The sequence below is a fragment of the Synechococcus sp. UW179A genome (assembly GCF_900473965.1).
GTDB lineage: Bacteria > Cyanobacteriota > Cyanobacteriia > PCC-6307 > Cyanobiaceae > Synechococcus_C.
On record NZ_UCNJ01000012.1, the window covers coordinates 332,550 to 357,129 of the forward strand.

A 24,580-nucleotide genomic window follows, 5' to 3' on the forward strand; every position below is an offset into this window, starting at 1 on the left:
CATCTAATTAGGATCATGGAGTGTTCAATCAGCCGTTGCTATGGCATCTGGAATCTCAGCACTGGGCGCCTCAAAACATCCATCAAGAACAAACTCCAGCCTCAATTTCATGAACGTAATGAAATTCGAGTCCGTGGAAACCACTGCCGCAGCAGGCTGGGGAAGCTGAGCACGAAGCGACTTCATCTTCTCTGTGTTGAGAAAGGCAGGTTGGCGAACAAGCCAGAAGTCGACCTCCTTGCCGTTTTCTTTGTAATGACGCCGTCTTTCCTTGAGAACTTCCTCCAGGGGCTCCTCCTCTGTGAGGAAGCGATCGCTGGCTGCAACGAAGTAATAGGTGGTCATCAACTTTTGCTGGCGAACAAGGGCTCACGGCGTGGATTCTGAACCAGGGAGCGCATCTCACTCACAGCAGCTTTCAAACCCACTGCCAGTGCACGAGCCACGATCGTGTGGCCGATGTTCAGCTCCTCCATTCCCTCGATGGCAGCAACTGGCTCCACGTTTTGATAGGTGAGTCCGTGGCCGGCATTGACGCGAAGACCTAGAGAACGGGAAAAAGCCGTGGCTTCCGTTAGGCGTGCCAGCTCATGGGGCTGTTCAGACCAAGCAGCCTCTGCGTAGGTTCCTGTGTGGAGTTCGACCCAGCGTGCTCCTGTTTCGTAACTGGCCCTTAGCTGCGATTGATCCGGATCCACGAAAAGGCTTACGGGAATACCTTCATCGTGAAGCCGCTGCACCATTTTTTTCAGTTGCGGAAGCTGACCAGCCACATCAAGCCCACCCTCGGTGGTGACTTCTTCACGCCGTTCTGGCACAAGCGTGACCATGTCTGGACTGACGCGCAAAGCAACTTCAATCATCTCGTTTGTAGCCGCCATTTCTAGATTCAACCTGCTGCGGACCGTCTGCCTGAGCAGATCCACATCACGGTCCTGGATATGACGACGATCTTCACGCAAATGAACAGTGATGCCGTCAGCTCCTCCCAGTTCTGCTAGGAGAGCCATTGGCACAGGATCGGGTTCCACCGTGCGCCTGGCCTGCCGCACATTGGCAATGTGGTCGATATTCACCCCAAGGCTGGCCACGTTGAGTCGTTGGAAAGGCATGAATCCTATTCAGCGCGTGATCCGATTCGGCCGAAGGAGCAACTGCCCAGCAGAGTCCTTGGTGTGCGGTCTTCCCCGGTAATTTCTGCTCAGTGGATTTTTAGTTCAAGGCGGTGTCCAGCAGCCTGACGACGCGTTCATCTGCCCTTGACACGGGGATCGATCCCTTCTGGGCGCCTCTTGCCATGTTCCTAACCCAGGACATGGCCCTTCATTACCTTCGAGCGAGGACAGTTCTCGGTTCCGAAAACCTTCCAAAGGAAGGTCCAGTTCTTTTGGCTCCAACACACAGAGCCCGCTGGGATGCTCTGATGATCCCCATGGCAGCTGGTCGGCGAATTACTGGACGTGACTGCCGTTTCATGGTCACGAGAACAGAAATGTCCGGATTGCAGGGTTGGTTTCTGCATCGTCTGGGCTGTTTCGCCGTCGACCAAGACAAGCCTTCGCTGACAACCCTGCGATTCGCTCTCGACCTGCTTGAGAGTGGTCAGCAGCTGGTTGTCTTTCCTGAGGGACGTATCAAAAGAACAGATGCTCCCATTGTCTTGGAACAGGGCCCAGTGCGACTTGCACAACTGGCTCATCGGCGTGGGATCAATGTGCAAGTTGTTCCTGTTGGTCTTGCCTACAACCCTGCTATTCCTGGTCCACGCAGCCGCTCAGCAATCTGTTTCGGCAAATCTTTGGTTGTTAACGGCAAGGGAAAGGAGGAAGCCCTTCGCTTCAATCATCTGCTGGCCGAGCGGATGCATACGGCTGAACAAGCGGCCCGAGAGGCTATCGGAAGACCGCTGAATTGCACTTAAAGTCCGCGCATTCAAGATTGGTTCCATGGGCACCCGCCTTCTTTGCTCAGCGATTGCCCTGACTGCCGGCTTGTGCATCACTCCTGCGTTCGCTCAGTCGGGATCGGATGAATCCGGATCCGCGACCAAAGTGCTGGCTTCAAGTGGGTCGGGATTCAATGTCTCGTCAGTCGAAGCCTTGATTCAGCGTGGTGATGCAGCAGTTGCATCCGGCAATCTGGTTCAGGCCAAGAAGGACTACGACAACGCCAGGACGGCGTCCAAGCAACTTCTGGCGTTCTACCGCGATCTCTCTGGGTCATTCCGAGGCCTCGACGCCCGTATTCCAAGGGAAATGGACACCAAAGGACGTGCTGCATTGGCTCTACTAGCTCAGTCCAATTTGCGTCTTGCTGCTCTCTTCCGCCGGCAGGGTCAGCCCGAAATTGCAGTACCTGTGCTGGTGGAGGTCGTTCGATTGATGACACCAGCCAAGCCCGATGGTCAGAAGGCTTATCAGAGTCTGCTCGAACTTGGCTTTGTTGATACCCCCTATCGCGGAGCTGGTGGGGGTGAGTGATCTCATTCACACGAGACATCCATCTGCCAGCATCAATTGAGTTCAAGCTCTGTTCCAATGGTTCAGCCTGACGCCGTCTCTTCTGCAATCCGTCGCGCTATCCCAGATGCCCAGGTGAGCGTTGAGGATCTCACTGGTGGTGGTGACCATCTCCAGGTCAGTGTGGTCTCAACTGCCTTCGACGGTCTCAACCGCATCCGTCAACATCAGCTTGTTTATCGAGCCTTGCGTGAGGAGCTGGCTTCAGAGGCTATTCATGCCCTTGCTCTGAACACCTCCACACCCAGCTGATTCCTCTTTTTCTCTCATCGCCCGATACCCATGGACCCCCAGACCCAATCCCGCATCGAGAGCCTGATCCAGTCGAGCCCGATCTTCGTGTTCATGAAGGGCACCAAGTTGATGCCCCAGTGCGGCTTTTCTAACAATGTTGTGCAGATCCTCAATGCTCTTGGCGTGAGCTTTGAGAGTTTTGACGTTCTCTCTGATCCTGAAGTTCGTCAAGGGATCAAAGAGTTTTCTGATTGGCCCACAATCCCTCAGGTGTATGTGAAAGGTGAATTTATGGGTGGTTCAGACATTCTCATCGAGATGTACAACGAAGGCACACTGAAGGAGAAGTTGGAAATCGCTCTGGCTAGCTGATCAATCCTGCTGAGCAAGAAAATCGTTCACCACTTCAACTAACGCTTGGTTGCGATCAATATAAGTTTTATGTCCTGCATCCTTAAGTACTTTTAGTTGCGCACAATCACCAATTGCTGATTTTGCATCCTTCATGGTCTGAGGAGTTGCAGTGTCGTATTCGCCACAGATAAGCAGCGTTGGATGAGATAGATCCTGAAAGCTTGGAAACAAGTCAAGCTCGCTGAGCATTCCTTGATGCTGGAACTCACTTGGTCCCCAAATCTGTTTATAGAGTTTGTAGTTTCCTCGTCGACGTTCACAACGCAATGCAGCTTGATCTGCATCCTTTGTTGAACGACAGAAGTGTCTGCGTTCAAATTCCTCCTCTAGATTCACCGATTCTCCTAGCTCCAGTTGCATTTTTTTGATCAGTTGATTGCAATCGGTAAGCCACCGTTGCGTGGACAGCAGAGGAGACGAGAGCAAAAGAGCTTTCACCCGATCTGGGTGATCAAGGCAGAACTGCGTCATGACGGCACCACCCCATGAGTGTCCAAAGAGATGGGCATGGGGAATTCTGAGCTGATCGAGAATGCACAGGGGCTCCGTTGCGAAGCGCTTCAGGGTCATCTGCTCAAGCTGCAGTTCAGCAGGTGACGTAAACGATCCCAGTTGGTCGTAAAAGAGCGTCGGTCTTTGGTCCGCAAGAGGGTGCAAAGCGTCATAGAGACCAACACTTGAACCACCCGGACCGCCGTGGGTGAGCAGCAGTGGAATCCGATCAGCAGCTTCGTCACAGTGAGGTCGATAGCAGCGGAGCTCAATCTGCCCTCCCTTGACTGCGACCGTTCTGACCGCCTCAAGCGAATGGCGATTGATGCCCATGGCTTCAGAGGATCAATACTGATTTGGATGTCTGTACAGAGCGCTCACATCTCCATCAGGACCGATGAAACTGGATGGATCCAGGATCCAGCGTTCAATCAGTGTTTCAAGTTTGGATAATTCCCTTGGATCGAGATCACCAGTTCGGCGCAGAGCATGCAAGTAGCCGTCTGCATAAAGACGAAGCTCTGATGGGCCGTGATAACGAGTTGTTAGTTCCTGGCATGCATCACAGAGCGCCTGGAAGTGGCGAATGGCCTCCGGGTGCTGAAGAGATGTCATCTTTGGTGAGGACGGCAGCCTCTGTTACCAGCGTGCCTTAGGAATGGCATTAGCGTAAGACGGCTTTCGGACGCCTTGTGACCTCCTCCTCCCGCGATCTCCTCGCCCATGGAACCGGTCAGGCTCCTGTGCAGCAACTGACTGTTCCCGCGATTCCTTCCCGAGAACCCGCCCGGGTTCTGGTTGTTGAGCCCCATCCAACATTGCGCACGGTTCTTGTTCAGCGTCTGCGTCAGGACGGCCACCTCACTGCTGCGGTGTCTTCATCGCAGGAAGCCATTGAGCTCTGCCAGGAGCAGTCTCCGGATCTACTGGTCAGTGCTGAACTGCTGGAACAGAGTTCTGCCCTGAGACTTGGCCAGCAATTGCGCTGTCCAGTGATTGTGTTGACAGCCCGTAGCGGAGCTGAACCTGTTGTGGGGCTACTTGATGACGGCGCGGATGATGTGCTGCGCAAACCCTTTGGTCTTGAAGAAATGGCCGCTCGCTGTCGCACTCTGCTCAAGCGAGGTCGCAGCGGTCTGCAGGAACGCGTTGCCGTTGGCCCCCTTGAGGTTCATCTGCTTCTCCGGCAAGTCACCCTGCGCGAGCAACCAGTTGAACTGAGCCCCCGTGAATTCGCACTGCTGTGTGCACTGCTGATGCCACCTGGAATGGTGCGCAGCCGTCAAGAGCTCCTGAGAATGGCCTGGCCTCCATTCAGCGGTGGACCACGCTCAGTGGACACACAAGTCTTGACACTCCGCCGCAAACTTGAGCAAGCAGGTCTTGGCGAGGGTGGTGGCATTACCACCGTTCGTCAACAGGGGTATCGATTCAGCCTGGATAACCTTCCGGAATAACAATCCACCCGTATCCGACGCCAACTGCCACTGCTGATTCCACAATCAGCATTCCGACCGCCAAACCAAACAGCAGCTGGTACGTCCAGGGTGGGGTTAACCGTTGAATCGAACTCGTCTTAAGGCCCGTTTTTTGCTCAATGATTGAGAGAAAACGATCAAACTGTTCGAGACGTTGCGGAAGCAACCTTTGTCCCAGATTGGTCGTGGTGAGGTAATAAACCGTTCCTCCTTGGCTTGTACTAACGGGAACCAGCCTTTTGATTTCATCCCACTGCAGCTGCCAACCACGACGGATCAACCAGTTGCACCAAGGGGGATGCCCCACGCTGATTCCGTTTTCATCAACGCTCACCTGCTCGCTGAGCATGGCGAGCACCAGCGCAAGTCCGATCGGAGCAGCACCCCAAAGGATGAGCTTCAACCCAGGGGGTGCCATCAACGGTAATGGCAGTACGAGTGCCAGATACACGCTGATCAAGGTCCACCTAATCAGCGGCGAAAGTCGAAACCGCTGTTCAAGCGCGGCAGGCATGTCTCAGCGATCCTCCGGTGAACCCGGCAATGGCTCGATGACATCGTTGGGTCGGTAATCACCGTTAAAGACTTCTTCTTCTCGCCCCTTCCAGAATTCACCCAGACGCATGAGGTCAGCATGGGCCTCCTGAATCGATTTGAGATAGGTCTCTGGGCTCATCTGATCACGCGCTTCCTTCAATTTTGAAAGCCGCAGCACCTGAAGCATCCAAGGCTTCCCCAGTTCACCGCGTTGTTCCAGGTAACGGGCAAGTTCAGCAGAACTGGGTTGAGGAGCTGATGCCATAGCAATGAAGTTCTCAGATGGACCTTAAACAGCTGATCAGGTCTGACGTGGTCAGGCTCAGGCAGGAAGAGCCCAAGGATTCAGACCAAGATCCGCACCGATGCGATGGCTGCAGGCATAGCCACTGAAGGCAACGGCGTTCAATCCCTGCCCCGGGAAGCATGAGTCTCCAACGCAATAGAGACCTTTTAAACCCGTTCGATTGAACGGCATCGGCAGCAGTCCAGGCAGTCGACCTGCCGGAATTGGCCCATAGGACCCCCCCATGCGCCCTAGGAAACGACGATGGGTACGAGGACTTCCAACCTCCTGAAGTTGGATGGCCTGGGATAAACCAGGAAGAATTGACTCGAGCCGCTGGATTAGTCGAGACGCATCAAGCTGCTTTTTGGCTCTGTATTCCTTGGGCTTCAGACCGTTCCAGTGCTGAATATCACTCATGGTGAAGCAATGAACGATATGCCGATCCTCGGGTGCCAGTGATGGATCCAGCAGGGTTGGAATGGAGACAAAGATCACTCCCTGTTCGGCCTCAAGTTCATTCCAGTCCTCCAGCAACAAGTGATGGCAGTGGAACCCCTCTGGCACAACATCTGCCCTTACCCCGAGGTGGACTGACAGAAAAGAACTGGAAGGTTGATAACGGCGACGCCAGGTGGATTCGGAGGCAGGAGTGTGATCCTTCGTGACCAGAGTGTTTTCTGGTGAACCGTCTCCAGCGAAAGTATCCCAGCGGGTGGCATTGCTCACGATGCGACTGCCTCTGAGTTCTTCACCATCGGAGAGGACCACTCCGACGGCACGACCCTGTTCAATCAGCACCTTCCTGACGCGGGTCCGGTAGCGGATGGTGCCGCCATGAGCTTCAAGACCTGCCACCAGCTTCTCGGCGATCCTGCCGACGCCACCCTTGGGGTAATTGATGCCACCGGCATGGCGGTCGGAAAAGACCATGCCAGCGTTGATCATTGGGGTCCGATCGGCTGGCATCACCGACCAGCAGAAACACTCCATATCAATCAAACGGAGCAATTCCTGATCCCGGATGTGTTTGCGAGCCACATCCCCCACATTGAAAGGCAGCCAGCGAGCCAGTCCCAGGCAAGCAAGGGGTGCCCTGAAAAAGACTTTGGCTAGGTAAGCCGGATCCTCAAGGGAAAGAAGCGGCATGGCATCGAGACAGCGAAAGACCTGCCAACAGGTGTCATAAAAGGCTTTGATCCCCTTCTCCTCATCGGGAAATCTGGCGCTCATCCTGGCGATAAATCCTTCATAGTCACGATCAACGGCCATGATCAGACCATCGGGGAGGTGGTATTCCAGTTGCACAGGATCTGGCACTGTTTCGCAGCGCTGCCCCACGTCAGCAAGAGCCCTCGTTAGCAGGTTGGTGTGCCCGTGCTCGCCGAATCCGAAGATCATCGAAGCCCCAACGTCAAAGGTGTACCCCTTGCGTTGGAAGCTGCCACCAGACCCCCCTGGAATCAGATACTGCTCAAGCACAACAGTTTTGGCTCCTTTGGCAGCCAACTGAGATGCAGTCACCAGCCCTCCAATGCCTGAGCCGATCACGATCACATCCCAATTTGGGTTTGAGCTCACGGCCACTCTTCGGAGATTGCTGCAGCTTCAGACCCTAGGAAACGCTGGCTGCAGCGAAGGGTGGAGTTGCAGTCAAAATCACTTCCGTACGAACAGGACAATTCAGCAAGGACTGACATCGCTGCTGGATACGATCACGAATCAGATCTATGGCACCTCCATCCATCGGTTGACTCGGATTCAAATAAACGACCACAAAGGCTGTCCGACCGACCTGATAAACAGTGAGATCAAGAAGCCAGCAAGACAGACCTGCAAGCAGGTCCTCTAAGGCAAGACGAGTGCTGCGGATCAGATCGTTGTCAGCAGAGGCACCCGCCGCCTGCCCCAAAGCGATGAGGAAACCCTGTAAGGGCTCACGTAACACCAAAAGACTCACCACCAACACCAATATCGAATCGGTGATAGGAATCAGGCCAGACAGCATCGTGCCGTTGAGGAACGGTGCACTAAGCAAAGCCAAGCCAGTCAGACCACTAATCAGACCATCAAGTCGTGCTGCCTTGGCTTCGGTGAGCAGGATCTGAGAGTGACAGCCTGTGCGGCACCAGTCGTGATGATGGCGCCAGGCAAGCCCCCAGCATGTGGCCACCATGGCAATCGAATACCAAGCGACGGGCCCTAACCGAACAGTGCTCACGGGAACTCCGTAGGCGTAATCAATCACGGTGCTGAGAGCTGAAATCGCAGCGAAAGAAAGCACCCCCATTAGCAGCAGAGAGCGGAACAGCACGTACAACGCTTCCTGTCCGTCGTAGCCAAAGGGATAAGCCCGATCTGGCGGTCGAACCACGTTGCGACTGATCCTTGCGGCAACAAGGCCAGAACCCACCATGACCGCTGAATAGAAGCCGTCCAGCAACAAAGCGTAGGAGCCTGAAATCAAGTGAACACAGACACCTGCCACCGCCATCATGGCGCTGGCAAAAACGCCGATTTTCAATGATCGGCGCTCAATCAGCCGGTCTTCAGGCAGGACAGGCGACATCAACAGACTCCTGCTTCTGTGCTGCTAGCAGCAAATCATTGAGGGCTCTGTCCCTGTAAGCGCCATAGCGACGGCGCTTGTCTCTGATCCTTTCAGGCAGTTCAGGCAACAAACCAAAGTTGGGGGGCATCGGCTGAAATTTGCCTGATGGGGCCTCACTGATGAAATGGGTGAGTGCTCCAATCATGGTTGTTGGAGGTAGGTCGAGCGTGGCTTGTCCTAAGGCCAGCCGTGCTGCATTAGTGCCCGCAAGCCAGCCGCCAGCGACTGCGGCGGCATACCCCTCAGTGCCTGTGATTTGCCCTGCGGCAAGAAGACGTTCGCGCTCTCGAAACTGAAGCGTGGGTTGTAAGAGCTCAGGAGCCTCGAGAAAAGTGTTGCGATGCATCACACCGAAGCGCACGAATTCAGCTTGTTCAAGACCTGGAATCATGCGAAGGACCCGTTTCTGTTCTCCCCATTTGAGATTCGTCTGGAATCCAACCAGATTCCAGAGGCGGCCGTCTCTGTCCTCCTGACGCAGCTGGACCACGGCATGGGCACGTCTGGCACGTCGCACATCACGATCGTTGACATCTCCCCAACGTGGATCCCAGAGTCCAATGGGCTTCAGCGGTCCATAGCGCATGGTGTCCTCACCACGGCGTGCAAGTTCCTCGATCGGTAAGCACCCTTCAAAAAAAGTGGCGCAGTTTTTCTCGAAGTCCTTGAGCTCAGCCTGTTCGGCGTTCAGAAGCGCTGCCCGAAAGGCTTGATACCGAGGCTGATCCATCGGGCAGTTGATGTAATCCGCGTCACCCTTGTCGTAACGGCTTGCTCGGAAAGCCTTCTCCATATCAATGGTTTCACCATCGACGATCGGACTTGCAGCATCAAAGAAGTGACAGTCATCACGACCTGTGAAGTCGCGAAGGTCATTGGCCAGTGCCTCGCTGGTTAGCGGCCCCGTGGCCAAGACTGTGATTTGGTCTGAGTCAGGCAGGAACATCTGTTCACGACGTTCGATCGTGACCAGAGGATGTTGTTCAAGAATCTCCGTTAGAGCGGCGCTGTAACGTCCGCGGTCAACAGCCAGTGCGCCGCCTGCCGGCACTGCATGGGCATCTGCTGTTCGGATCACCAATGACCCCAGTCGTCGCAGTTCTTCTTGCAGCAAACCCGCAGCCCGATCACTGCTGAGAGCACCGAAGCTGTTGCTGCAGACAAGCTCAGCAAATTCACTGCTGTGGTGAGCAGGAGACCGCTTGAGCGGTCGCATTTCAACCAAATGGACCGGTACTTCAGCTTGAGCAACCTGCCAAGCAGCCTCAGTACCGGCCAAACCGGCTCCAATCACAACGACGGGTCCGAAATTCAAGATTGATCAATCAATCAATCTCAACCCTATCGATCGATTCAGAACAGTTCAGAAAGCTCAGGCTTCTCCACGCTTGAGCATCATTTGCAGTTGACCAACAGCGGCACGACTGATGTTGTACCCAGCCCAGCCAAGGGCAATCAGGATGGGTGCTGCCACGACGACGACGCGAAGGTCCATGGTTTCTAGGGATGGTCGGCAGATCCTAATGAATGCAAGCGCAATAAAGGATCAATAACGTCAGTCCGTTTGGTTTTGCAGCATTTCAGCCCACCTAGCAGCGAGTTGCGCGTAGTGCACCGCGTGGTGTTTCTGTTCAACCACTGCTGAATCGCTCTGTTCCCTTTTCACCTGAGCGGGTACTCCAGCCACCAGGCTGCGCGGTGGAACATCACGCGTCACAACAGCACCTGCGGCAACAAGAGCTCCTGCACCCACTGTGACACCGTTGAGAACGATCGCTCCAATCCCGATCAGACAACCGTCTTCAAGGGTCGCTCCATGAACCACAGCCCGGTGGCCGACTGTGACGTCGGAGCCGATCAGCACTGGCGATCCAGGATCACCGTGCAGAACGGCTCCGTCCTGCACGTTGCTGCCTGGACCGATCACGATGGCCGACAAATCACCCCTTGCAACAGCAGTTGGCCAAAGGCTGGCACCTGCAGCAATCTCGACATCTCCCATCACAACAGCACTTTCAGCTACCCAGGCCTGAGTATCAATCTTTGGAGAACCGATGTTCAACGGCTCTGGAGTAGGCGAACCAATCATCAGTTCATAGTTGTGGACTCGGTGTGCTGATTCAAGTGGTTGAGATCAGAGCCAGACGAGAACACACACCAACGGTCAAGACAATTCAAGCGGACATCAATTCAAGGGTGCTCGTGGACGTTGGTTCGTCAGGGTGATATTTTTCATGGGTGCTTGAGAGCACAACCTGTCCCGGATCGGTTGCTCCGGCTCAAGTGAGGGTCGCTAGCTCAGCGGTAGAGCACTCGGCTTTTAACCGATTGGTCCTGAGTTCGAATCTCAGGCGACCCATTTCACCGACATCCCTGGAACTGCAGTCATGATGCAGTCAGCGGATCAAAGCTGACCATGGATGACAAACCACGGGTCGCCTTTGTCGATGACGATCCTCGTCTTCGCAGCCTGATTGCGGAAGAGCTTTTTGATGAGGGTGTTCACCCTCTCGCTTGCAGCACCGGTCAGGAACTACTCGATTGTTTGGCAGCGGAAAGGATTGACCTGATCCTGATCGATCTGATGATGCCGGTCATGGACGGACTGAGCTGTCTTCGTCATCTGAATGAGCACACCGAGAATATTCCGATCCTTGTCGTCACTGCATTCAACGACGAGGTCAAGCGACAGGAGTCAATGGAGAATGGAGCGACTGATTACATCGTTAAGCCGGATTTGTTTGAGCGCCTTCCGGAGCTCCTGGATCGACACCTTAAACACCCAAGACAAACAAATGAAATCGATTGACAAAGATTAAAAGACAAGAGCCATTTACTGTCCAGAGCCTTTCCCTTGATCGCATATTATTTTTCCCAAGGTGTTATTGGAGACATTAAACACAAGTTAGTTGTGGAATTTTCAGTTCTCCTGAAAACAACAAGGTACGTGCTCCATAACTTTGCTATAACCAGTTGTGAAGTCCTAGCCATTTGCCTTAAAGATGAAAGATTTAAGCGATATTAAAGATCTAGAAGAATTTGAAAGGCATCTCATGAGTCTTCTTACGGCAGAACAACGTCAGGAAGTCAATCAAATAGAAGAGTTAATGCAACTGGCGGGAGCTGCATCAACTGAGCGGGAAATAGAACGATATTTAGACGCTGAAATTCTGATTGAAGACCTTGATCAGACAAGCAGTGAACTCTATGGTTTCTTACGTGGGATAGAAGCCTCAATCCATGCCAGGGAGGACAAACTCCGCGAGCCCTTTAGTGATGAGTTTCTAATACGACAATTCACAACACTTCCGGCACCAGTTCAGACTGAAGTTGCCGAAAACTTTTGGGAAGTAGATCCCGAAATAGCGCAGATACTCAATCGCTTTTCAGCCCTTAACCAGCAAGAGAAAAGTGCCCTTATTGCTTGGCTTGATAGAAAGGAAAAGATGATTTAAGAATGTAGCTATCAGCAAGCTGCTGAGCTGGCAAATATATAATTTTTGAAATTATGGATTTTAGCAAAGACAGTCATATCTGAACTAGTAATCACACCTCTATCAATAAAAAACTTCAGCCGATACTTGGTTTGCGTTGGCAATCAACTCCAACTGCCTGGCATTGGCACTACGCGTCGGCTACCCGAAGTATTAGCGATATTTGGCTCTGTTTTGGTTCTCAAGCACCAACTTCAATTGTTCAGCTGTTTCAGGGATTTGAATGTTGTGCTGGTCTTGAGGAAGTAGAGCTTCGCCAGAACTGGTTCGGCAGCAAAGCAGCATCACTTTGAAGTTCTGGATTCCGTTGCACAAATCAACTTTTATCCGACTCAGGATTTATTAAAGCAGGTTGTTAAAGGCAGAATCTGCCTGGAGCCAAAATTTTTGAGATTGCATCGCTTCAACGATCAGCCAAGTTGGTGCGGAGGTGTCGATGGCTCGCAGCCTATTTGCTGAAAACTGTTTGATGGAGGAGTTCACCCTCTCGTTTGTAGCGCCTACCGTAGCTCTTGGATCAACATCTTAAAAGCCCAAGACACACAAATCAAATCGGTTAATAAAGTGAATGAGATAAAACGATTAACGATATTGTTTTTCTGTTAATCACATACAATAATCTATAAACCAACCACCAATGCCTGGCATGATTGAGCGCAGTTGAGCAGTAATCAAGCAGGTAAAAGAGCTTTTAAAAAGATGGCGGCAGACCTCTGAGCCATTCACCAGAAGCTCACCAAAACTTCCCAAGTACTACACCAGAGCTGTGCGGTGGTGCCCACCAGAAGACCTGTGATCTTGAAGGAGTCGAGGGGGCAATACTCCCAACACAACTCGCACACTCAAATCAATCACTTCAAAACCATGACTACACTCAATACTCAAGATCAAATCCCTGAACTGACTGACGAACAACTTGAAGCTGCCCATGGTGGCTGTGGACATCAACAAGAGGCTGTCGGTGCTAACGAAACATGTCGGACAACTTATGACCCAGCTGGTGGTGTACGCATGGTTTGCTACCAATAGGAAAACTTCGATTAATGCTAACTAAAGAGCCTACATAAAACCCCTGCATTTTGTCAGGGGCTTCTTATTGCTTCAATTACACTTAAAAGACTCGATAGCAACCTCGAATAACTGGCACGATTAAGCGCAGTTGAGTAGATATCAGGCAAGTAAAAGCGCTTTTCAAAAGGTGGCAGCAGAACTCTGGGGCATTCACCAGACGCGCACCAGAAACTAACGGGGTCTGCACCAGAGCTGTGTAGTGGCTATCACCAGAAGAGCTGTGATCTTGAAGGAGTCCAGGGGGCTACACCCCCAATAATTCATTCCTTAGAACAATGACAGAAGAACAACTCACAGCTTTTCTGGCTAACGCCAAAGAAAACGGCAGACTTCAAGAACAGCTCAAAGCAGCGGCCGATACCAAGGCTGTTGCTGCCATTGCTAAACAATCAGGGCTTAATATCTATATTGATGGTCTTATTATAGTTCAACCAAGACTTTCAGATAACGAGCTGGAAGGTGTTGCTGGTGGACGCGGTTTCTCCTATCTACCACAACAATGTGTGACTGACTATTTATGTGGATGATAGGCGTCAGGCGTATTGCAAAGTGTCTAGATGGCTTACTCAAGCACAGATATTTGAGCCTGGGCAAAGGCAGTCTCGAAGATGATGATCGGGCCAATGAACAGAATTGAGTAGAAATAGATCAGGCGCAATTGGCATCGTGGCAAGATATTACTTAACAACGCCAACTGACACTCATGCTGTGGCAAAACGATCATCCTGGATAATCTTGCACCAGTCAATTATTACTGCCTGCAATGATCTCTGGATGTTGCACTGCAGACATGAACGAGAAGAACCCTATAATTTTGTTTGAAAGCAAGTGCTTTGAGAAATATAATGCACATTATTTAGCTTATAATTCTTTTGTCTTGCCCGACATTGTAAATCACCCAAACGGGGGAATATACACAGTTCACCTTCCCCCATTCGTGGGAGGTAGATTCAGGAAATAAAGCCTATTTTTAGTGAAGATATTTCTATGATTCGATGTCGGAAAAACAGAACTACGTGCGGTCATCATTTTCCGATGGTGCTGCAAAATTAGCTGTATCCATACTGCAAACAGCTAAGGAGCCTGAGAAAGTATTCCAACATGGTCGATATTTTATAATCCCAGGAATGACCACACTGCACAAAGAGTGTTTTGAAAGATTGCTAAATTCTCCAAAGGTTCAGGATCTGCTGGCCAATCGGCCTTCACCAATATGGCCAGATCTTGAAGAAATGGGTGCAATGCCCAAAGGGAGTCTTGGATGGTGCCTCCAACAACGTATGAACAAGCTCGGTATTTCTTTTTTACCTGAGCCAGAACTTCTCGAAACAGAGTCTGATGAGGCTTTCTTTACAAGCAGATCAGTAAGATCCCATGAAATTCATCATACGATTCTTGGTCTGCCGATCACGGTCGCAGGTGAGGCTGCTGCCTCGTCATTTTATGCGAGCACTGGGTCGATGCCTTTTGACATTGGAGTTCTGGCTTCATGGATGTTGCGTGGATCTTTCCAACCGAGTGAGCGCAGACTGATCTGGGATGGCATCGGTTTCGGTATTGCAATTGGTCAGGTGGTACCTGAACTTTTCTCACCACGTTGGGAAGAGGGATGGGAAAGGTCGGTCATCGATTGGCAGAACGAACTAGGCATTACCGAGGTGTTGAAGAAATCTCCGTTCCAGGAGTACTTACAATAGAGCTATTTCTAAAGTCTCTGATTACTCCATTTCAACATTCCTCAATCAATCATCATCTCTGTTGCTGATCGAAATCTTAGCTACATACACAATCATCACTCAATTAAAAAGATAAAATTGGATTATTAGCATGTTTGTCTGCAAACTCTAGTCCCTAAAAATTCAGACTGAAATAGAAGTTTATAAATATTTCAAATTCAGGCTTTCCATGACGTTGGACGAACTTCTGAAAGAATGAAACCATATCCTTCTCTTGTTCTGGCTCATACACCCATGAATAGAGCAGGCACGTAGGTCAAACATGTCCCAGGCAAGAACATGGGTTACATAAGCCTTGACTTTGTTTTAGCAGACGAACTTTCTGAGCGACCCCCAAAAGCTTCTGCCGGCATGCACGGCGCTTGCGCGAGACGAGTCACGCACTACTGGGGTAATCAACAACCTTCAGAGAATCTTAGTAATCCAGAGTGAGCAACTCGCATTAGGAATGCTCACTGCTCGGCTACTGATCGCTAGAGACCGACGCCGAACCTGCTGATCCAAGGACCACAGCAGCACTACCCTGTGCCTAACCACCAAGCTTGCCATCACACTTGAGGCCGGACTGCTGGATGACTAGAACTGAAACCTCAGACACTGCATCGATTGGGAACAATCAGGGCGGCTGGATTTGGCAGGTGAGGAAACGGGCGACACGGGGGAAGGGCCTGGGGCTGGATATCTCTAGATAACACTGTCTGAGCAGAGTTAGCGCATGACCTGAGACCCACTGCCGCAAGATGATTCAGCCAGATCCCCGTCAGGTCCTACTATGTGGGAGTAACGGGGCGTGGCGCAGCTTGGTAGCGCGGGTGCTTTGGGAGCACTAGGTCGCAGGTTCGAATCCTGTCGCCCCGATTGCGATCTCAGCGATTGACCCTCAAGGTTGTGCGCAAAACGTGCGCAAAATCACGCCATATCTGGTGGGCTTTGCGCACGACTTTTGCCAGTTCTTGCCAGATTCCGCCTCCGCAGCGATATATTCAGCGCACGGAAAGGACAGACCACTTGAAAATGAGCCCCACCGCGAAGGTGTGACTAGCTCTGCTTCTTATGTGATCTGACGACCTCCGCTTACCAAGTGCTTCGAAACTCTCCTGTCATATAGGCAGCGAAAAGTCGACTGACACGCAGGCACAAACAGCTCTAATTCTCCCCTGAACATGCACAAATTGCGTGTTGCAGGGTCAATGTCTGCCTGCAATGAATCAAACCCCATAGTGGGTGCCAGAAAAGGAAGCTCAAGAGTTTCTTGGTCTCGCAAACAGCACCCTTCGACTCATGCGCCGTGAGCGCAAACTGCTGCCTGGAGAACATTGGATCTTTGCCACTGGCAAACCTAATGGCCCAGTGCATTACGACATCGCTGCGATCCGCAAGCACCTCGTTGAGCTGACGATTGCTGCAGCGAAGGAAGAGGATCAGCGTCGAAAGCAAGAGCTAACGACACGCAGAAATGCTGTCGAGACCTACGACGCCCCGCACCTGGATCAACTGATCGCGGAGGTGCAGAGCTGATGCCATGTCGGATCTCTCGTGTTGTTGGTAAATCCAGAGAAGACACCGCCACCGTTCTCACAACGGGACAAAGGTGGGAATCATTACGGGCTGGTTTCTGGGGTGGTTTGAATCACCCAGAACTGGCGATTGATTGCCGTAATCGCGCCAAGGAGTACGACGCAGCCCTCACCAACCACCTGAATAATCAGAAAAAGGGGTAGGTATTTCTACCCTAATTTTCCTGTAAGTCCATCAACAGCTGACTGCAAATGTCAGCAGGTGTTTGGTATACGGAAACCAACGGATTAGGGGGTTGGGACTCATGCCCTATCTCTTTACATTGCGGCTATGAATGCTTCACTCACCACACCACAGACCCACAAGGAATACATCTATTACGAAGCCAGATTTGGCGGCGTAAAAGATCGCACCTCGATGGTTCGCCTGTCCCGGCAGATGTACGCCCATGTCGGAACTATCGCCCGTCAGGAAGATTCCGACTGCTCGACTGTCATCAGGCACGCAGTCTTCGAATACCTAGAACGAAAGGGTTTCAAGCCCTTTCAGCCTCAATGAAAAACCGCCTCAGGTCTCCACACCCTCAGCGGTCTTCAGACAACGTGCTTTCTACAAATGAACTCTATCCGAGGTCGGCAGTCAACCGACACCCAACACATTCAATCGGTCACACAAGCAGCTGCTGCACGATTTGCAGAACCGCTCCCGCTGCCTCCTGAATACGACTTTCAGGCAGACGTGCAGAACGATCTCAAATTCGCTGCTTTGCTCTGCGCCATCAGAAAGATCGCAAAGCAACGCGGCACAACTATCACCCAGCAACTTGATACCTGGGAGGCGGGTGAGTGAAATCATCTGGGCACAATCAACCCTGCCCCGTTTGTTCCAGGGTCAAAGACGCTGATTGCAGATTCAACGATCAAGTTGTCCTCTGCCATACCGGCACTGATCTACGCCCAGGCGATCAGATCACCATCAGCGGGGCGCAATGGGCATTCATTCACCACAACGGTGGGTTCAGTGGTTCAGCCGCAGTCTTCAAGCCACACAGAGAAAGGGATTCACATAGGGGTCAACGCCTCCAAACCCCTAATACTGCGCAGGAACTTCTATCCCGCCAAACCAAGCGCTCTCAATGGGCGCACATCCTTGATCAATTCCACGATGCCTACGACGAGGCGTGGAACATCCCCGACCTCTACACCTGCACCCCTAATCAATTCCAATCCGCCTGCGCAGCCGTATCAGACGCACAGGCCAAAGCAGCAGCCCTCCGCCCTCATCTCAGGACCATCTGGAGGGATCACGACGACCTTGCGCAGCTGCATCGCCTACGCGTCGAAGCTCAGCTGAAATCCATCGCCTACATCGCAGAAGATCTCAGACAGTTTCAACAGAACGAACTCGGTCTCCCTTGCCCCGCGGCTGTTCGAGAGCTGGAGGCAAGCCAATGACAACCACTCCAGATCAGGCAGAACTGGCCAAGGTCTTTGAACTGCCAACAGGGCATAACCAAGACCCGCTCGATAACTGGGAATCGATCATCACCAATCTGGTGAACCCTGATCATCCTCACTTCGAAAAAAACATCATCAGACGCCAGATCCGTGCACAGACAGCAGCACAGGAAAACGATCTCCGCGTCTCTCCAGATCAGGTCAGAGCACGCCTGATCCAGAAGCAACGTGATCTGATCGCTGACACTGATTCCAAAGGCGTTGCTGGCGGAGACGTTGCCAAATTTGCGGAAAAGACCTGGCTTATCCAAGGACTAATCGCTGAAGGTTGCCTCACTGGAATTGCAGCGTTCGCCAAGGTCGGTAAGACCAAAGCGCTAACCGAGCTGGCGGCTTCTCTCATCCATCAGCAGTCCTTCATGGGTAACCCTGAATGGATGCCTGCTCCAGGGCCGCACAAGCTCATCCTGTGGTGGACAGACCAGCCTGGTGTTGACTCTGCTCAATACCTAAAAGCTCGTGGCCTCATGGAGCCCGATGGCACCCTGCACCCGCAGATCATCAAGCTCTACACGCAGGAAGACGGTCTCTGCTGGGATGACCAGGGCATGGATGAAATCATCCAGATCACAACAGCTGAACCTGACTCGATCCTGCTGACTGACAGCTTCTACGCCAACGTCCAGCCCATCTACGGAAGTGATCAAGAGGCGGAATCAGGCGGTGCTCTCATCGATGTTCAGACCTATTGCACCAAACGCACCAAGGCTCACGTCTGCGCTTTCCACTCACCACAGGAGAAAGACAAGGTTGGCGTTGAAGCAATGCGTGGTCATGGCTCAGCCAAAGGCGTGGTCTCCTCCACCATCAGCCTGCATTTCCTTGAGAAGAAATCCGCCACAGGATCAAACAAATGGGTCAGCGATAAAGAGAACCCCCATCGCCGTCTCGTCTTCGAAGGTCGTGGTCCCTATGTCGACATGCTCGTTCGCCTTGATGGTGCAGCAGGCACTTGGGAAGTAATCGGCAAGTTCGATCGGGCTCTCGCTGAATTGCAGTCCGACGATCAGAAGAGTGAATCCATCGGCGGCCTAACTGAAGGTCAACGACAAACACTCGAATGGGTCGGCGCTGCGTCTGAAATCTGGAAGCACCCTCATGGCGTCACGGTGCAACAGGTCGCAGCTTGCAAAGTGCAGCATCTCAACCGCGAAGCGACTGGCTCGGAGATCGAAACCACACGCAAACAGCTTCGCGCTTGCACCAAAGCAGAGCTGCTTTCACAGACCACAAAGGGCAACACCCATTACTGGGCATACAAACAGCAAGACGGCTGACTTGGTTGAACCCCAGCGACACCAGTCAATCTGATGGTTGACTCCTTGCCCCGTTTTGCCTATTTCAGCCCTCTTCCGTGTGGGAGGTTGAGAGAAAAAACTGGCTGATTTCGTTGATCCCCAGTCCACAACTGGCTTCTCTTGGTTGACCCCGATGGTTGTCAACCGTTGTCAACCACTCCCCTCAAACACCAAACCCCCCATCACCACTACAACCCAACCAAGTCAACCAGAAAAAATGTCTCACCTCTTACACGCGTGCGTAAGCAGAACGAGTTAGCCGCTTCTATTTATGACGTCTTAAAATTTTTAAAAGGCTCAGAGTTAGTAACATCGTGGCTGCATCGATTGAGCAGAGAAAAGAAGCAGAAATTAAGCGCAATCGTGCTTGGCAATTACATCTGAACGGTGCCCCGCAATTTGCAATCGCTGCCGAGTTGGAGATAACCCAGGCCAGGGTGAGCCAATTCATCAAGCAATCAGCCAAGGCGCACCCGATCAATCAGCTGACGCTCGAAGAGCGGATGGCAGTCAGCGAAGAGCGCTGGAATTTGTCTGAGCGGGAATTACGCGAGCAGATTGCGGTGCAACGCCAACACGGCCGCACCGTCACTGAAACGGTCACCGACGCCATGGGCCGCACCACGGTGAAGACCACGCACGAGCCTGGTGTCGATCCAGCTCTGCTCCGTGCGCTGTCAACACATCACGATCGCCGTGCTCGTCAGCTCAACAATCAGCTCAGCCCTGATACCGGTGTCCAGGCGATGCAGGTCAACGTCGTGAAGGATTTCATTCAGCAGGGCGTTGGCCAGGGCAAGCTCTCTGCCGAGCAGTGGAATCAGCAGGCAATCGACGTTTGATTGCTTAATAAGCAACGGGTCCACCAGTTACTGACTGCATTGCTGCACCGCTGTGCGCAAGAGTGTGCGCATACCGACCACCAGTGATCCGCTGACTGACTGCTGTGATGCCCTGCTGATCAGGTGGATTTAATTAAATCGACCAGCCTGCTTTAGAGGTTAGAAGGAACTCCCTTTATTTACACTTCCAGCATGTTACCCCCGGCGCAAAGACGTCAGGACAAGGGACCTGAGCGCAATTAATGTCTGTAGCCAAATTTGTTTGACCAGAGTTGCTGCCAGAGCCAGCTCTGGGAAGCTTCTGTCCAGGGAGATACCAAACCCCATCCAAAAAGTAAGCCTTCCCATTAGATACTTTGCTAGGAGGTTTTTGGGCAGCAGGCATAATTCTTCTTCTCATTTGGGCTGAAGAACCGGCAGATGCAAGTCCTCCAATTGCACCAAAAGAAATCATCAAAACAGCCCAGTAAATAGCCCTTTTGTTCATAGTTTTGCGACGACAGTTTTCAGCATATAAATGCATTTATTTTTCGCCCAATTTTTTCATTGAATTCTCATCAAGGAACAATGCAAATTTAATTTAATTTTTTTGAAGCTGGCTGACACCATTTGATGGCTGGATGTCCAGCCATGGATTCATCGGCAAAACGCGATTGTGGTTTTAGGGGTGCTGGCGAAGTGGGACGTCCCACCTCGGGATTGACACCATTCCGCCGCTGCTGACTACTGCTGATTGATCAGCGCCTGATGCACCGCTTCACGAACGAACCGCGTGCCGTCTTTGCCCATGGCCCTGACTGCCTCGTCATCGGACTCGTATAGGCGCACACCAATGGGCTTCTTGCTCAGTGGTTCCTGCCCATCCGGCACCTTGTACTGATGCTGTTGCAGGTGTTTAACCGAGCCCATCTCTGACGCGTTCACATGTCAGGCACGGTAACGCTTGCGGTCATGGTGGCTAGCGGTAACTTGTGAGCCTGTGAGTAACTTCTCGATGACTGCAGCGCCTGTTGATCTAGTGAGCGACATGCAGGCGATTGAGGACCATTGGCACGAGGGTCAGTTCTTGATGGCCACGGGGCAGTTCACTGAGGCGGAGTGGAGCGAGCACGAGGCGATCACGATGAGCGCGTTGATCGTGTTGGGCCTTGATGGGATGAAGCAGCTGGGTAGGCGATGCCTACTTGAGGGAGCGATCGAGCTGGTCTGATCAGTCGCTCCAGTCGTTGAGGAGGTGTTCGAGCATTCCTGCGATGAAGTCATCAGGGCAGTTGATTGATTGCTGGAGATCTTTCAGCTCCTGTGAAATTGCTTCAATTACTGGGCTGATTTCAAGGTTGAGCTGATCGTCTGTGGGCTTGAAGGTGTTGTTCATGAGATTGATGGCGTAGGGGTGATGAAGCGTTAACCCCTACCCCTCAGGAAGGATGAGGGGGATGCGTGCAGCGGGTTTGATGTTCTGCTGCTTGTAGCTGTTGCATGGAAAGCCAGTGATTTCGGAGATGCTGGCGATTAGCTGACCGTTGTATGTCTCGGTGCCGTTGTCTTGGATGGTGGGGGTGATTTCTGCCCCGTCGATTGTTGGCACCCAAGTCCAGCGGCGGCGGTTGTTGATTTGTGCCCCGCTGAGGTCTGAGGGGTTGGGCTGTCGGGTGTCTTCGTGGTGTGCGCGAGCTAGGCGAGAGCGAACTTCGTCGGCGTGTTCTTTGCGCTCGACGTAGAGGGGCCAGATGCGAGGGGTGATGCCGATGAGGCTGGCGACCCGTTCGCATTCAGCTAGCCAAGTGTGGTTGTGATGGGCTTCTGTTTCACCTTTGCGGTTGGGGGGGTATTTGATGCCCTGTTGATGGTGTGACTGGTGCATCGACTCGTGGAGCAGGGTGCCAAGAGCAGTGCCGACGCCAAAGGCTTCAGGGCGGAGACCCCAGGAGTCGAGAGCTTGATTTCGGTTAGCCATGACCCAATCAATTTCACCTTGCTTGGCGAAGTCTTGGCCTGGGAGGGCTTCATGAAGGGTGATGGCGTTGTTTTTGGGGTTGTAGGAACCGAAGTTGCAGCCAGCGGTGAGGCCCCAAAGGATTGCGCCTGGTGTGAGGGATGAATCCCAGAAGCGTGAGTTGATTGATTGCCAGGTATCGAAGGACCAACCACCACGGACTGGGAAGAGGATTTCTGCTGCTTGGCGGTAGGCGGTGATTGTCGTCATAGGGGTTTCGACCTGTTGACCCCTACCATAGCACTCTGACGCGTTAACGTGTCAAGCATGATATAATAGATATAGCCTATTGAGCGATCCATGGGGTCCCGTTGGCGTCTTCACTGCATTGACTACTGATGAACACCGCACTTGCCTGGATGGCTGTGCTGGTGACGCTCCCGCTGATCGTTCTGTTCTGGATGACTGAGAGCCGATCCACCCGCATCCAGCGCCTGCGCCGCCAGGGGCTGACCTGGAAGGTCATTGCTGCCCGCTACGGCTGCAGCGCTACGACAGCACGGAGATGGGCCAACGCATGATCTCGCCGGGGGTCACCCCTGGTGAAAAGGGAACACGTGTTCCCCTCAGGTGGGCACGTGCCCACTTTTGAAAAGGGAGCCCCGGCTCCCCTCAGGTAGGCCCCGGAGCACAGCTGTGCTCAGAAGGGAGCACGTGCTCCCCTCAGGTACTCCCCGGCCCACTTTCCGCAACATTGTTAAGTCCCGAGCACGCCCGTGCTCAGGGGAGCGCCCGCTCCCTTTTGCACCGCTGATTGCCGCGTGCTCGCGTCAGGCTGACCATTCCGCAGAATCGGTCTCGTCAGAATGAACTGTTGCCTCGATCGCAGTTCATTGGCTGATACCTCGCCCCGCACCATCCAGCTCAGTGCATGGCAACGCAAGGTTGCTGGCCTGGTTCAGAGCGTCGATGAACTCAACACGCTCGTTCTCGCTGGTGGTCGAGGTGGCGGCAAGTCGATCCTGCTGATCTGGCTAATTGGTTACTTCGCCTTGATCAGTGGCGAGTCACTCAATGCCGTGTTGATCAGGCGTGATCTAGCTGGACTGTCCAAGCTTGAAGACCTGCTGTTTCAGCAGATCCCGACGTTGATGCCAGGCTCGAAGTATTTCAAGGCCAAGCGCCAATGGAAGCTCAGTAACGACGGCACGCTCAGGCTGATTCACATGGACGCAGGCGATGCGTTCAACAAGATTCAGGGTGAAGACCTGAGCCATATCTTCTGGGATGAACTGGGGCAGGAAGCCGATCCGCAGGTAGTGCTCAGGGCTCGTTCATCCATGCGAACGACTGACCCGACCGTGGTGCCAAAGTTCATTGCTACGGCCAACCCGCTTGGACCTGGCAGCTGGTGGATCAGGGATTATCTGGTCACCAAGGCGATGCCGAACCGCATCTTCACCTGTGAGTTCTTTGGTGCTCAGCCTGCGGTCTGGATCAAGTCGACGCTCAGGGATAACCCCTATCTCTCGAACCCCGATCAGTACGAGAAGGAACTGCGGGCCAGTTGCTTTGGCGATGAATCAAAGATCGCCGCTGAAGTGCTGGGCGAATGGGGTCAGGTCACTGCTGGATTCTTTGGCTCGTGCCTGAGCATTGAGCGATCAATGCTGCCCCGTGATTTTCAGATCCCTTGGTATCCCGATAAAACCGGATCGTTTACCGAAAAGACCAAGGCTCATTGGTGCTGGATCGGTGGTGACTGGGGCACGGCCAGCCCTGCATGCGTCGTGTTGATGTGTCAGATCCAGGAGCCAATGATGGTCGGAGAGCGTCATATCGCCAGAGGTAGTTGGGTATGCGTGGATGAGGAATACGTCTGCTCGATTCAGCCAGACGGATCAAAGGAATGGAATAGGGGTGATCGCTCATTAACTGCACCGCAGTTTGTGGAGCGAGTGAAAAAGCTCTACATGCGGAATGGGTTCACTGATTGGGTGATTCCGCACCGCAGAGTGATTATGGATTCAGCAGTTACTGCACAGCTTGGTTTCGGCGGTCATAGCGATCCAGTGACACTGAGCACTGAATTTAAGAAGTACGGATGGCAGGTCACTGGTAGCCCGAAGAGCAGCCGTGCTGTCGGCTGGCAACTGATGAAATCTCTGTTGTGGCAGGCAGGCAGTGATGAGCCTGGTTTGTTTATCTCAGAGCGGTGCGAAAGCTTGTGGGCGACGTTGCCTTATTGCATCAGTGATGATCGCAATCCGGAGGATATGGAGAAGGCAGCGCCTGATCACTCTGCTGATGCTGTCAGGTATGTATTGACCGCAGCGAACCAAGGCCAGCACAGCTATCGGCAATCACAGCGAAGCGGAGCACATCCGCTGATGTGGGGTAAGGAAGAGAAGCCGAGACGATATTCAGGAGGCGTGCGGACGTTTAAGCCAATGCCGATTCGTTGAGGGGTTAAAGCAGAGGGCTACCGAAACGGGGGAGTCAGACGGGTGGAAGATCACTCGAATGGGTGATGTGAATCCGATTGATTCCGGAGATGGTGAAGAGGTCCAGGAGGGATGACCTCCAGCACGAGATCA

At 52.7% G+C, this 24,580-nt stretch carries 33 protein-coding genes and 2 tRNA genes; 21 read left to right on the forward strand and 14 right to left on the reverse strand.

The genetic code is table 11. The features are described from left to right. Positions 1-24: 24 nt before the first annotated feature. Positions 25-345 (reverse strand): MgPME-cyclase complex family protein, encoded by a 321-nt coding sequence (locus DXY31_RS06200; protein ID WP_114992900.1) that lies wholly within the window; start codon positions 343-345, stop codon positions 25-27. Beyond that, positions 345-1,091 carry a pyridoxine 5'-phosphate synthase gene (locus DXY31_RS06205; protein WP_114993112.1) on the reverse strand — a complete coding sequence of 249 codons (747 nt, stop codon included), beginning with the start codon at positions 1,089-1,091 and terminating at the stop codon, positions 345-347. Before DXY31_RS06205 ends, DXY31_RS06200 begins: the two co-directional genes overlap by 1 nt. A 134-nt stretch (positions 1,092-1,225) precedes the next feature. Between DXY31_RS06205 and DXY31_RS06210 the strand changes: the two genes are divergently transcribed. Genes DXY31_RS06210 through grxD form a run of 4 tightly spaced genes read left to right on the forward strand, consistent with a single transcriptional unit; the run spans position 1,226 to position 3,125 of the window. Continuing rightward, the gene (locus tag DXY31_RS06210) at positions 1,226-1,921 is read left to right on the forward strand and encodes a 1-acyl-sn-glycerol-3-phosphate acyltransferase (protein WP_244279580.1); all 696 of its coding nucleotides are present in this window, start codon (positions 1,226-1,228) and stop codon (positions 1,919-1,921) included. A gap of 25 nt (positions 1,922-1,946) precedes the next feature. Then, a complete protein-coding gene (locus DXY31_RS06215) occupies positions 1,947-2,480 on the forward strand; it encodes a hypothetical protein (RefSeq protein ID WP_114992901.1) in 534 nt (177 codons plus the stop codon). Positions 2,481-2,537: 57 nt separating this feature from the next. Then, complete coding sequence (locus DXY31_RS06220; protein WP_114992902.1) at positions 2,538-2,771, forward strand: BolA family protein; 234 nt, start codon at positions 2,538-2,540, stop codon at positions 2,769-2,771. A gap of 30 nt (positions 2,772-2,801) precedes the next feature. After that, positions 2,802-3,125, forward strand: coding sequence for a Grx4 family monothiol glutaredoxin (grxD, locus tag DXY31_RS06225; protein ID WP_114992903.1), 324 nt, complete (start codon positions 2,802-2,804; stop codon positions 3,123-3,125). On the opposite strand, the gene DXY31_RS06230 is transcribed toward grxD, so the two are convergent. Then, the gene (locus DXY31_RS06230) at positions 3,126-3,992 is read right to left on the reverse strand and encodes an alpha/beta fold hydrolase (RefSeq protein WP_114992904.1); all 867 of its coding nucleotides are present in this window, start codon (positions 3,990-3,992) and stop codon (positions 3,126-3,128) included. Between the two features lie 12 nt (positions 3,993-4,004). Then, positions 4,005-4,274 (reverse strand): DUF6761 family protein, encoded by a 270-nt coding sequence (locus tag DXY31_RS06235; RefSeq protein WP_066907364.1) that lies wholly within the window; start codon positions 4,272-4,274, stop codon positions 4,005-4,007. A gap of 77 nt (positions 4,275-4,351) precedes the next feature. On the opposite strand from DXY31_RS06235, the gene DXY31_RS06240 reads away from it, so the two are divergent. Beyond that, the gene (locus DXY31_RS06240) at positions 4,352-5,116 is read left to right on the forward strand and encodes a response regulator transcription factor (protein ID WP_371639166.1); all 765 of its coding nucleotides are present in this window, start codon (positions 4,352-4,354) and stop codon (positions 5,114-5,116) included. Here the strand turns inward: DXY31_RS06240 and DXY31_RS06245 are convergent. From DXY31_RS06245 to DXY31_RS06275, 7 genes are read right to left on the reverse strand one after another with little or no spacing between them, the layout of a single operon-like run. Beyond that, on the reverse strand, positions 5,091-5,651 hold the full coding sequence (locus DXY31_RS06245) for a hypothetical protein (RefSeq protein WP_114992905.1): 561 nt from the start codon (positions 5,649-5,651) through the stop codon (positions 5,091-5,093). The two genes, DXY31_RS06240 and DXY31_RS06245, sit on opposite strands and share 26 nt — an antisense overlap. A gap of 3 nt (positions 5,652-5,654) precedes the next feature. Continuing rightward, complete coding sequence (locus tag DXY31_RS06250; RefSeq protein ID WP_114992906.1) at positions 5,655-5,939, reverse strand: hypothetical protein; 285 nt, start codon at positions 5,937-5,939, stop codon at positions 5,655-5,657. 57 nt (positions 5,940-5,996) lie between these two features. Further along, the gene (crtH, locus tag DXY31_RS06255) at positions 5,997-7,547 is read right to left on the reverse strand and encodes a carotenoid isomerase (RefSeq protein ID WP_244279582.1); all 1,551 of its coding nucleotides are present in this window, start codon (positions 7,545-7,547) and stop codon (positions 5,997-5,999) included. Positions 7,548-7,575: 28 nt separating this feature from the next. Further along, entirely contained in the window at positions 7,576-8,529 is a 954-nt protein-coding gene (locus DXY31_RS06260; protein WP_114992907.1) for a cation transporter, read from the reverse strand. Beyond that, positions 8,510-9,886: an FADH(2)-oxidizing methylenetetrahydrofolate--tRNA-(uracil(54)-C(5))-methyltransferase TrmFO gene (gene trmFO / locus DXY31_RS06265; RefSeq protein WP_114992908.1), complete on the reverse strand. Its 1,377-nt coding sequence runs from the start codon at positions 9,884-9,886 to the stop codon at positions 8,510-8,512. The genes DXY31_RS06260 and trmFO overlap by 20 nt, the downstream gene beginning before the upstream one ends. 57 nt (positions 9,887-9,943) lie before the next feature. Beyond that, positions 9,944-10,066 (reverse strand): photosystem II protein Y, encoded by a 123-nt coding sequence (locus DXY31_RS06270; RefSeq protein WP_114992909.1) that lies wholly within the window; start codon positions 10,064-10,066, stop codon positions 9,944-9,946. Positions 10,067-10,126: 60 nt separating this feature from the next. Beyond that, the gene (locus tag DXY31_RS06275) at positions 10,127-10,660 is read right to left on the reverse strand and encodes a gamma carbonic anhydrase family protein (protein WP_114992910.1); all 534 of its coding nucleotides are present in this window, start codon (positions 10,658-10,660) and stop codon (positions 10,127-10,129) included. Between the two features lie 198 nt (positions 10,661-10,858). Between DXY31_RS06275 and DXY31_RS06280 the strand changes: the two genes are divergently transcribed. The 13 genes from DXY31_RS06280 (at position 10,859) to DXY31_RS06340 (ending at position 20,047) form a co-directional block, all read left to right on the forward strand. Beyond that, positions 10,859-10,930 (forward strand) — tRNA-Lys (locus DXY31_RS06280). Positions 10,931-10,987: 57 nt separating this feature from the next. Further along, positions 10,988-11,380, forward strand: a complete 393-nt coding sequence (locus DXY31_RS06285; protein ID WP_114992911.1) for a response regulator — start codon at positions 10,988-10,990, stop codon at positions 11,378-11,380. A gap of 193 nt (positions 11,381-11,573) precedes the next feature. Next, entirely contained in the window at positions 11,574-12,026 is a 453-nt protein-coding gene (locus DXY31_RS06290) for a hypothetical protein (RefSeq protein WP_114992912.1), read from the forward strand. Positions 12,027-13,411: 1,385 nt separating this feature from the next. Further along, positions 13,412-13,663, forward strand: coding sequence for a Nif11-like leader peptide family RiPP precursor (locus DXY31_RS06295; protein WP_114992913.1), 252 nt, complete (start codon positions 13,412-13,414; stop codon positions 13,661-13,663). A 468-nt stretch (positions 13,664-14,131) separates the two neighbouring features. Then, the gene (locus tag DXY31_RS06300) at positions 14,132-14,833 is read left to right on the forward strand and encodes a Coq4 family protein (RefSeq protein ID WP_114992914.1); all 702 of its coding nucleotides are present in this window, start codon (positions 14,132-14,134) and stop codon (positions 14,831-14,833) included. 823 nt (positions 14,834-15,656) lie between these two features. Continuing rightward, positions 15,657-15,730, forward strand: a tRNA-Pro gene (locus DXY31_RS06305). Between the two features lie 366 nt (positions 15,731-16,096). Then, positions 16,097-16,390 carry a hypothetical protein gene (locus DXY31_RS06310; RefSeq protein WP_244279584.1) on the forward strand — a complete coding sequence of 98 codons (294 nt, stop codon included), beginning with the start codon at positions 16,097-16,099 and terminating at the stop codon, positions 16,388-16,390. After that, a complete protein-coding gene (locus DXY31_RS06315; RefSeq protein ID WP_114992915.1) occupies positions 16,390-16,593 on the forward strand; it encodes a hypothetical protein in 204 nt (67 codons plus the stop codon). Before DXY31_RS06310 ends, DXY31_RS06315 begins: the two co-directional genes overlap by 1 nt. Before the next feature lie 127 nt (positions 16,594-16,720). After that, the gene (locus tag DXY31_RS17325; protein WP_114992916.1) at positions 16,721-16,948 is read left to right on the forward strand and encodes a hypothetical protein; all 228 of its coding nucleotides are present in this window, start codon (positions 16,721-16,723) and stop codon (positions 16,946-16,948) included. 57 nt (positions 16,949-17,005) lie between these two features. Then, positions 17,006-17,239 carry a hypothetical protein gene (locus DXY31_RS06325; RefSeq protein ID WP_114992917.1) on the forward strand — a complete coding sequence of 78 codons (234 nt, stop codon included), beginning with the start codon at positions 17,006-17,008 and terminating at the stop codon, positions 17,237-17,239. Next, positions 17,236-17,844, forward strand: a complete 609-nt coding sequence (locus DXY31_RS06330) for a hypothetical protein (protein WP_114992918.1) — start codon at positions 17,236-17,238, stop codon at positions 17,842-17,844. The genes DXY31_RS06325 and DXY31_RS06330 overlap by 4 nt, the downstream gene beginning before the upstream one ends. Further along, positions 17,841-19,184 carry an AAA family ATPase gene (locus tag DXY31_RS06335; protein ID WP_114992919.1) on the forward strand — a complete coding sequence of 448 codons (1,344 nt, stop codon included), beginning with the start codon at positions 17,841-17,843 and terminating at the stop codon, positions 19,182-19,184. Before DXY31_RS06330 ends, DXY31_RS06335 begins: the two co-directional genes overlap by 4 nt. A 335-nt stretch (positions 19,185-19,519) precedes the next feature. Then, on the forward strand, positions 19,520-20,047 hold the full coding sequence (locus DXY31_RS06340; protein ID WP_244279586.1) for a hypothetical protein: 528 nt from the start codon (positions 19,520-19,522) through the stop codon (positions 20,045-20,047). A gap of 723 nt (positions 20,048-20,770) precedes the next feature. Here DXY31_RS06340 and DXY31_RS06345 read toward each other — a convergent pair. Further along, positions 20,771-20,956, reverse strand: coding sequence for a hypothetical protein (locus DXY31_RS06345; RefSeq protein ID WP_114992920.1), 186 nt, complete (start codon positions 20,954-20,956; stop codon positions 20,771-20,773). A 70-nt stretch (positions 20,957-21,026) separates the two neighbouring features. On the opposite strand from DXY31_RS06345, the gene DXY31_RS06350 reads away from it, so the two are divergent. Further along, positions 21,027-21,257: a hypothetical protein gene (locus tag DXY31_RS06350; protein ID WP_206749795.1), complete on the forward strand. Its 231-nt coding sequence runs from the start codon at positions 21,027-21,029 to the stop codon at positions 21,255-21,257. Here DXY31_RS06350 and DXY31_RS16825 read toward each other — a convergent pair whose 3' ends face one another. Both DXY31_RS16825 and DXY31_RS06355 read right to left on the reverse strand, forming a co-directional pair. Continuing rightward, positions 21,258-21,422: a hypothetical protein gene (locus tag DXY31_RS16825; RefSeq protein ID WP_170953580.1), complete on the reverse strand. Its 165-nt coding sequence runs from the start codon at positions 21,420-21,422 to the stop codon at positions 21,258-21,260. A gap of 36 nt (positions 21,423-21,458) precedes the next feature. Then, the gene (locus DXY31_RS06355; RefSeq protein ID WP_114992922.1) at positions 21,459-22,253 is read right to left on the reverse strand and encodes a hypothetical protein; all 795 of its coding nucleotides are present in this window, start codon (positions 22,251-22,253) and stop codon (positions 21,459-21,461) included. Positions 22,254-22,381: 128 nt separating this feature from the next. Here DXY31_RS06355 and DXY31_RS06360 point away from each other — a divergent pair, with 128 nt between their 5' ends. Beyond that, the gene (locus DXY31_RS06360; protein ID WP_114992923.1) at positions 22,382-22,564 is read left to right on the forward strand and encodes a helix-turn-helix domain-containing protein; all 183 of its coding nucleotides are present in this window, start codon (positions 22,382-22,384) and stop codon (positions 22,562-22,564) included. Between the two features lie 312 nt (positions 22,565-22,876). Further along, entirely contained in the window at positions 22,877-24,448 is a 1,572-nt protein-coding gene (locus DXY31_RS06365) for a hypothetical protein (protein WP_244279588.1), read from the forward strand. The last annotated feature ends 132 nt before the right edge of the window (positions 24,449-24,580 follow it).

Coding starts and splice junctions, on each gene's coding strand:
- DXY31_RS06215 (WP_114992901.1), top strand. CDS start 1,947: ATGGGCACCCGCCTTCTTTGCTCAGCGATTGCCCTGACTGCCGGCTTG.
- DXY31_RS06250 (WP_114992906.1), bottom strand. CDS start 5,939: ATGGCATCAGCTCCTCAACCCAGTTCTGCTGAACTTGCCCGTTACCTG.
- DXY31_RS06325 (WP_114992917.1), top strand. CDS start 17,006: ATGAACTCTATCCGAGGTCGGCAGTCAACCGACACCCAACACATTCAA.
- DXY31_RS06235 (WP_066907364.1), bottom strand. CDS start 4,274: ATGACATCTCTTCAGCACCCGGAGGCCATTCGCCACTTCCAGGCGCTC.
- DXY31_RS06220 (WP_114992902.1), top strand. CDS start 2,538: ATGGTTCAGCCTGACGCCGTCTCTTCTGCAATCCGTCGCGCTATCCCA.
- DXY31_RS06230 (WP_114992904.1), bottom strand. CDS start 3,992: ATGGGCATCAATCGCCATTCGCTTGAGGCGGTCAGAACGGTCGCAGTC.
- DXY31_RS17325 (WP_114992916.1), top strand. CDS start 16,721: ATGAATGCTTCACTCACCACACCACAGACCCACAAGGAATACATCTAT.
- DXY31_RS06245 (WP_114992905.1), bottom strand. CDS start 5,651: ATGCCTGCCGCGCTTGAACAGCGGTTTCGACTTTCGCCGCTGATTAGG.
- DXY31_RS06295 (WP_114992913.1), top strand. CDS start 13,412: ATGACAGAAGAACAACTCACAGCTTTTCTGGCTAACGCCAAAGAAAAC.
- DXY31_RS06285 (WP_114992911.1), top strand. CDS start 10,988: ATGGATGACAAACCACGGGTCGCCTTTGTCGATGACGATCCTCGTCTT.
- DXY31_RS06355 (WP_114992922.1), bottom strand. CDS start 22,253: ATGACGACAATCACCGCCTACCGCCAAGCAGCAGAAATCCTCTTCCCA.
- DXY31_RS06200 (WP_114992900.1), bottom strand. CDS start 345: ATGACCACCTATTACTTCGTTGCAGCCAGCGATCGCTTCCTCACAGAG.
- DXY31_RS06260 (WP_114992907.1), bottom strand. CDS start 8,529: ATGTCGCCTGTCCTGCCTGAAGACCGGCTGATTGAGCGCCGATCATTG.
- DXY31_RS06290 (WP_114992912.1), top strand. CDS start 11,574: ATGAAAGATTTAAGCGATATTAAAGATCTAGAAGAATTTGAAAGGCAT.
- DXY31_RS06270 (WP_114992909.1), bottom strand. CDS start 10,066: ATGGACCTTCGCGTCGTCGTCGTGGCAGCACCCATCCTGATTGCCCTT.
- DXY31_RS16825 (WP_170953580.1), bottom strand. CDS start 21,422: ATGAACAACACCTTCAAGCCCACAGACGATCAGCTCAACCTTGAAATC.
- DXY31_RS06335 (WP_114992919.1), top strand. CDS start 17,841: ATGACAACCACTCCAGATCAGGCAGAACTGGCCAAGGTCTTTGAACTG.
- grxD (WP_114992903.1), top strand. CDS start 2,802: ATGGACCCCCAGACCCAATCCCGCATCGAGAGCCTGATCCAGTCGAGC.
- DXY31_RS06275 (WP_114992910.1), bottom strand. CDS start 10,660: ATGATTGGTTCGCCTACTCCAGAGCCGTTGAACATCGGTTCTCCAAAG.
- DXY31_RS06360 (WP_114992923.1), top strand. CDS start 22,382: ATGAACACCGCACTTGCCTGGATGGCTGTGCTGGTGACGCTCCCGCTG.
- DXY31_RS06300 (WP_114992914.1), top strand. CDS start 14,132: ATGTCGGAAAAACAGAACTACGTGCGGTCATCATTTTCCGATGGTGCT.
- DXY31_RS06345 (WP_114992920.1), bottom strand. CDS start 20,956: ATGGGCTCGGTTAAACACCTGCAACAGCATCAGTACAAGGTGCCGGAT.
- DXY31_RS06315 (WP_114992915.1), top strand. CDS start 16,390: ATGCCATGTCGGATCTCTCGTGTTGTTGGTAAATCCAGAGAAGACACC.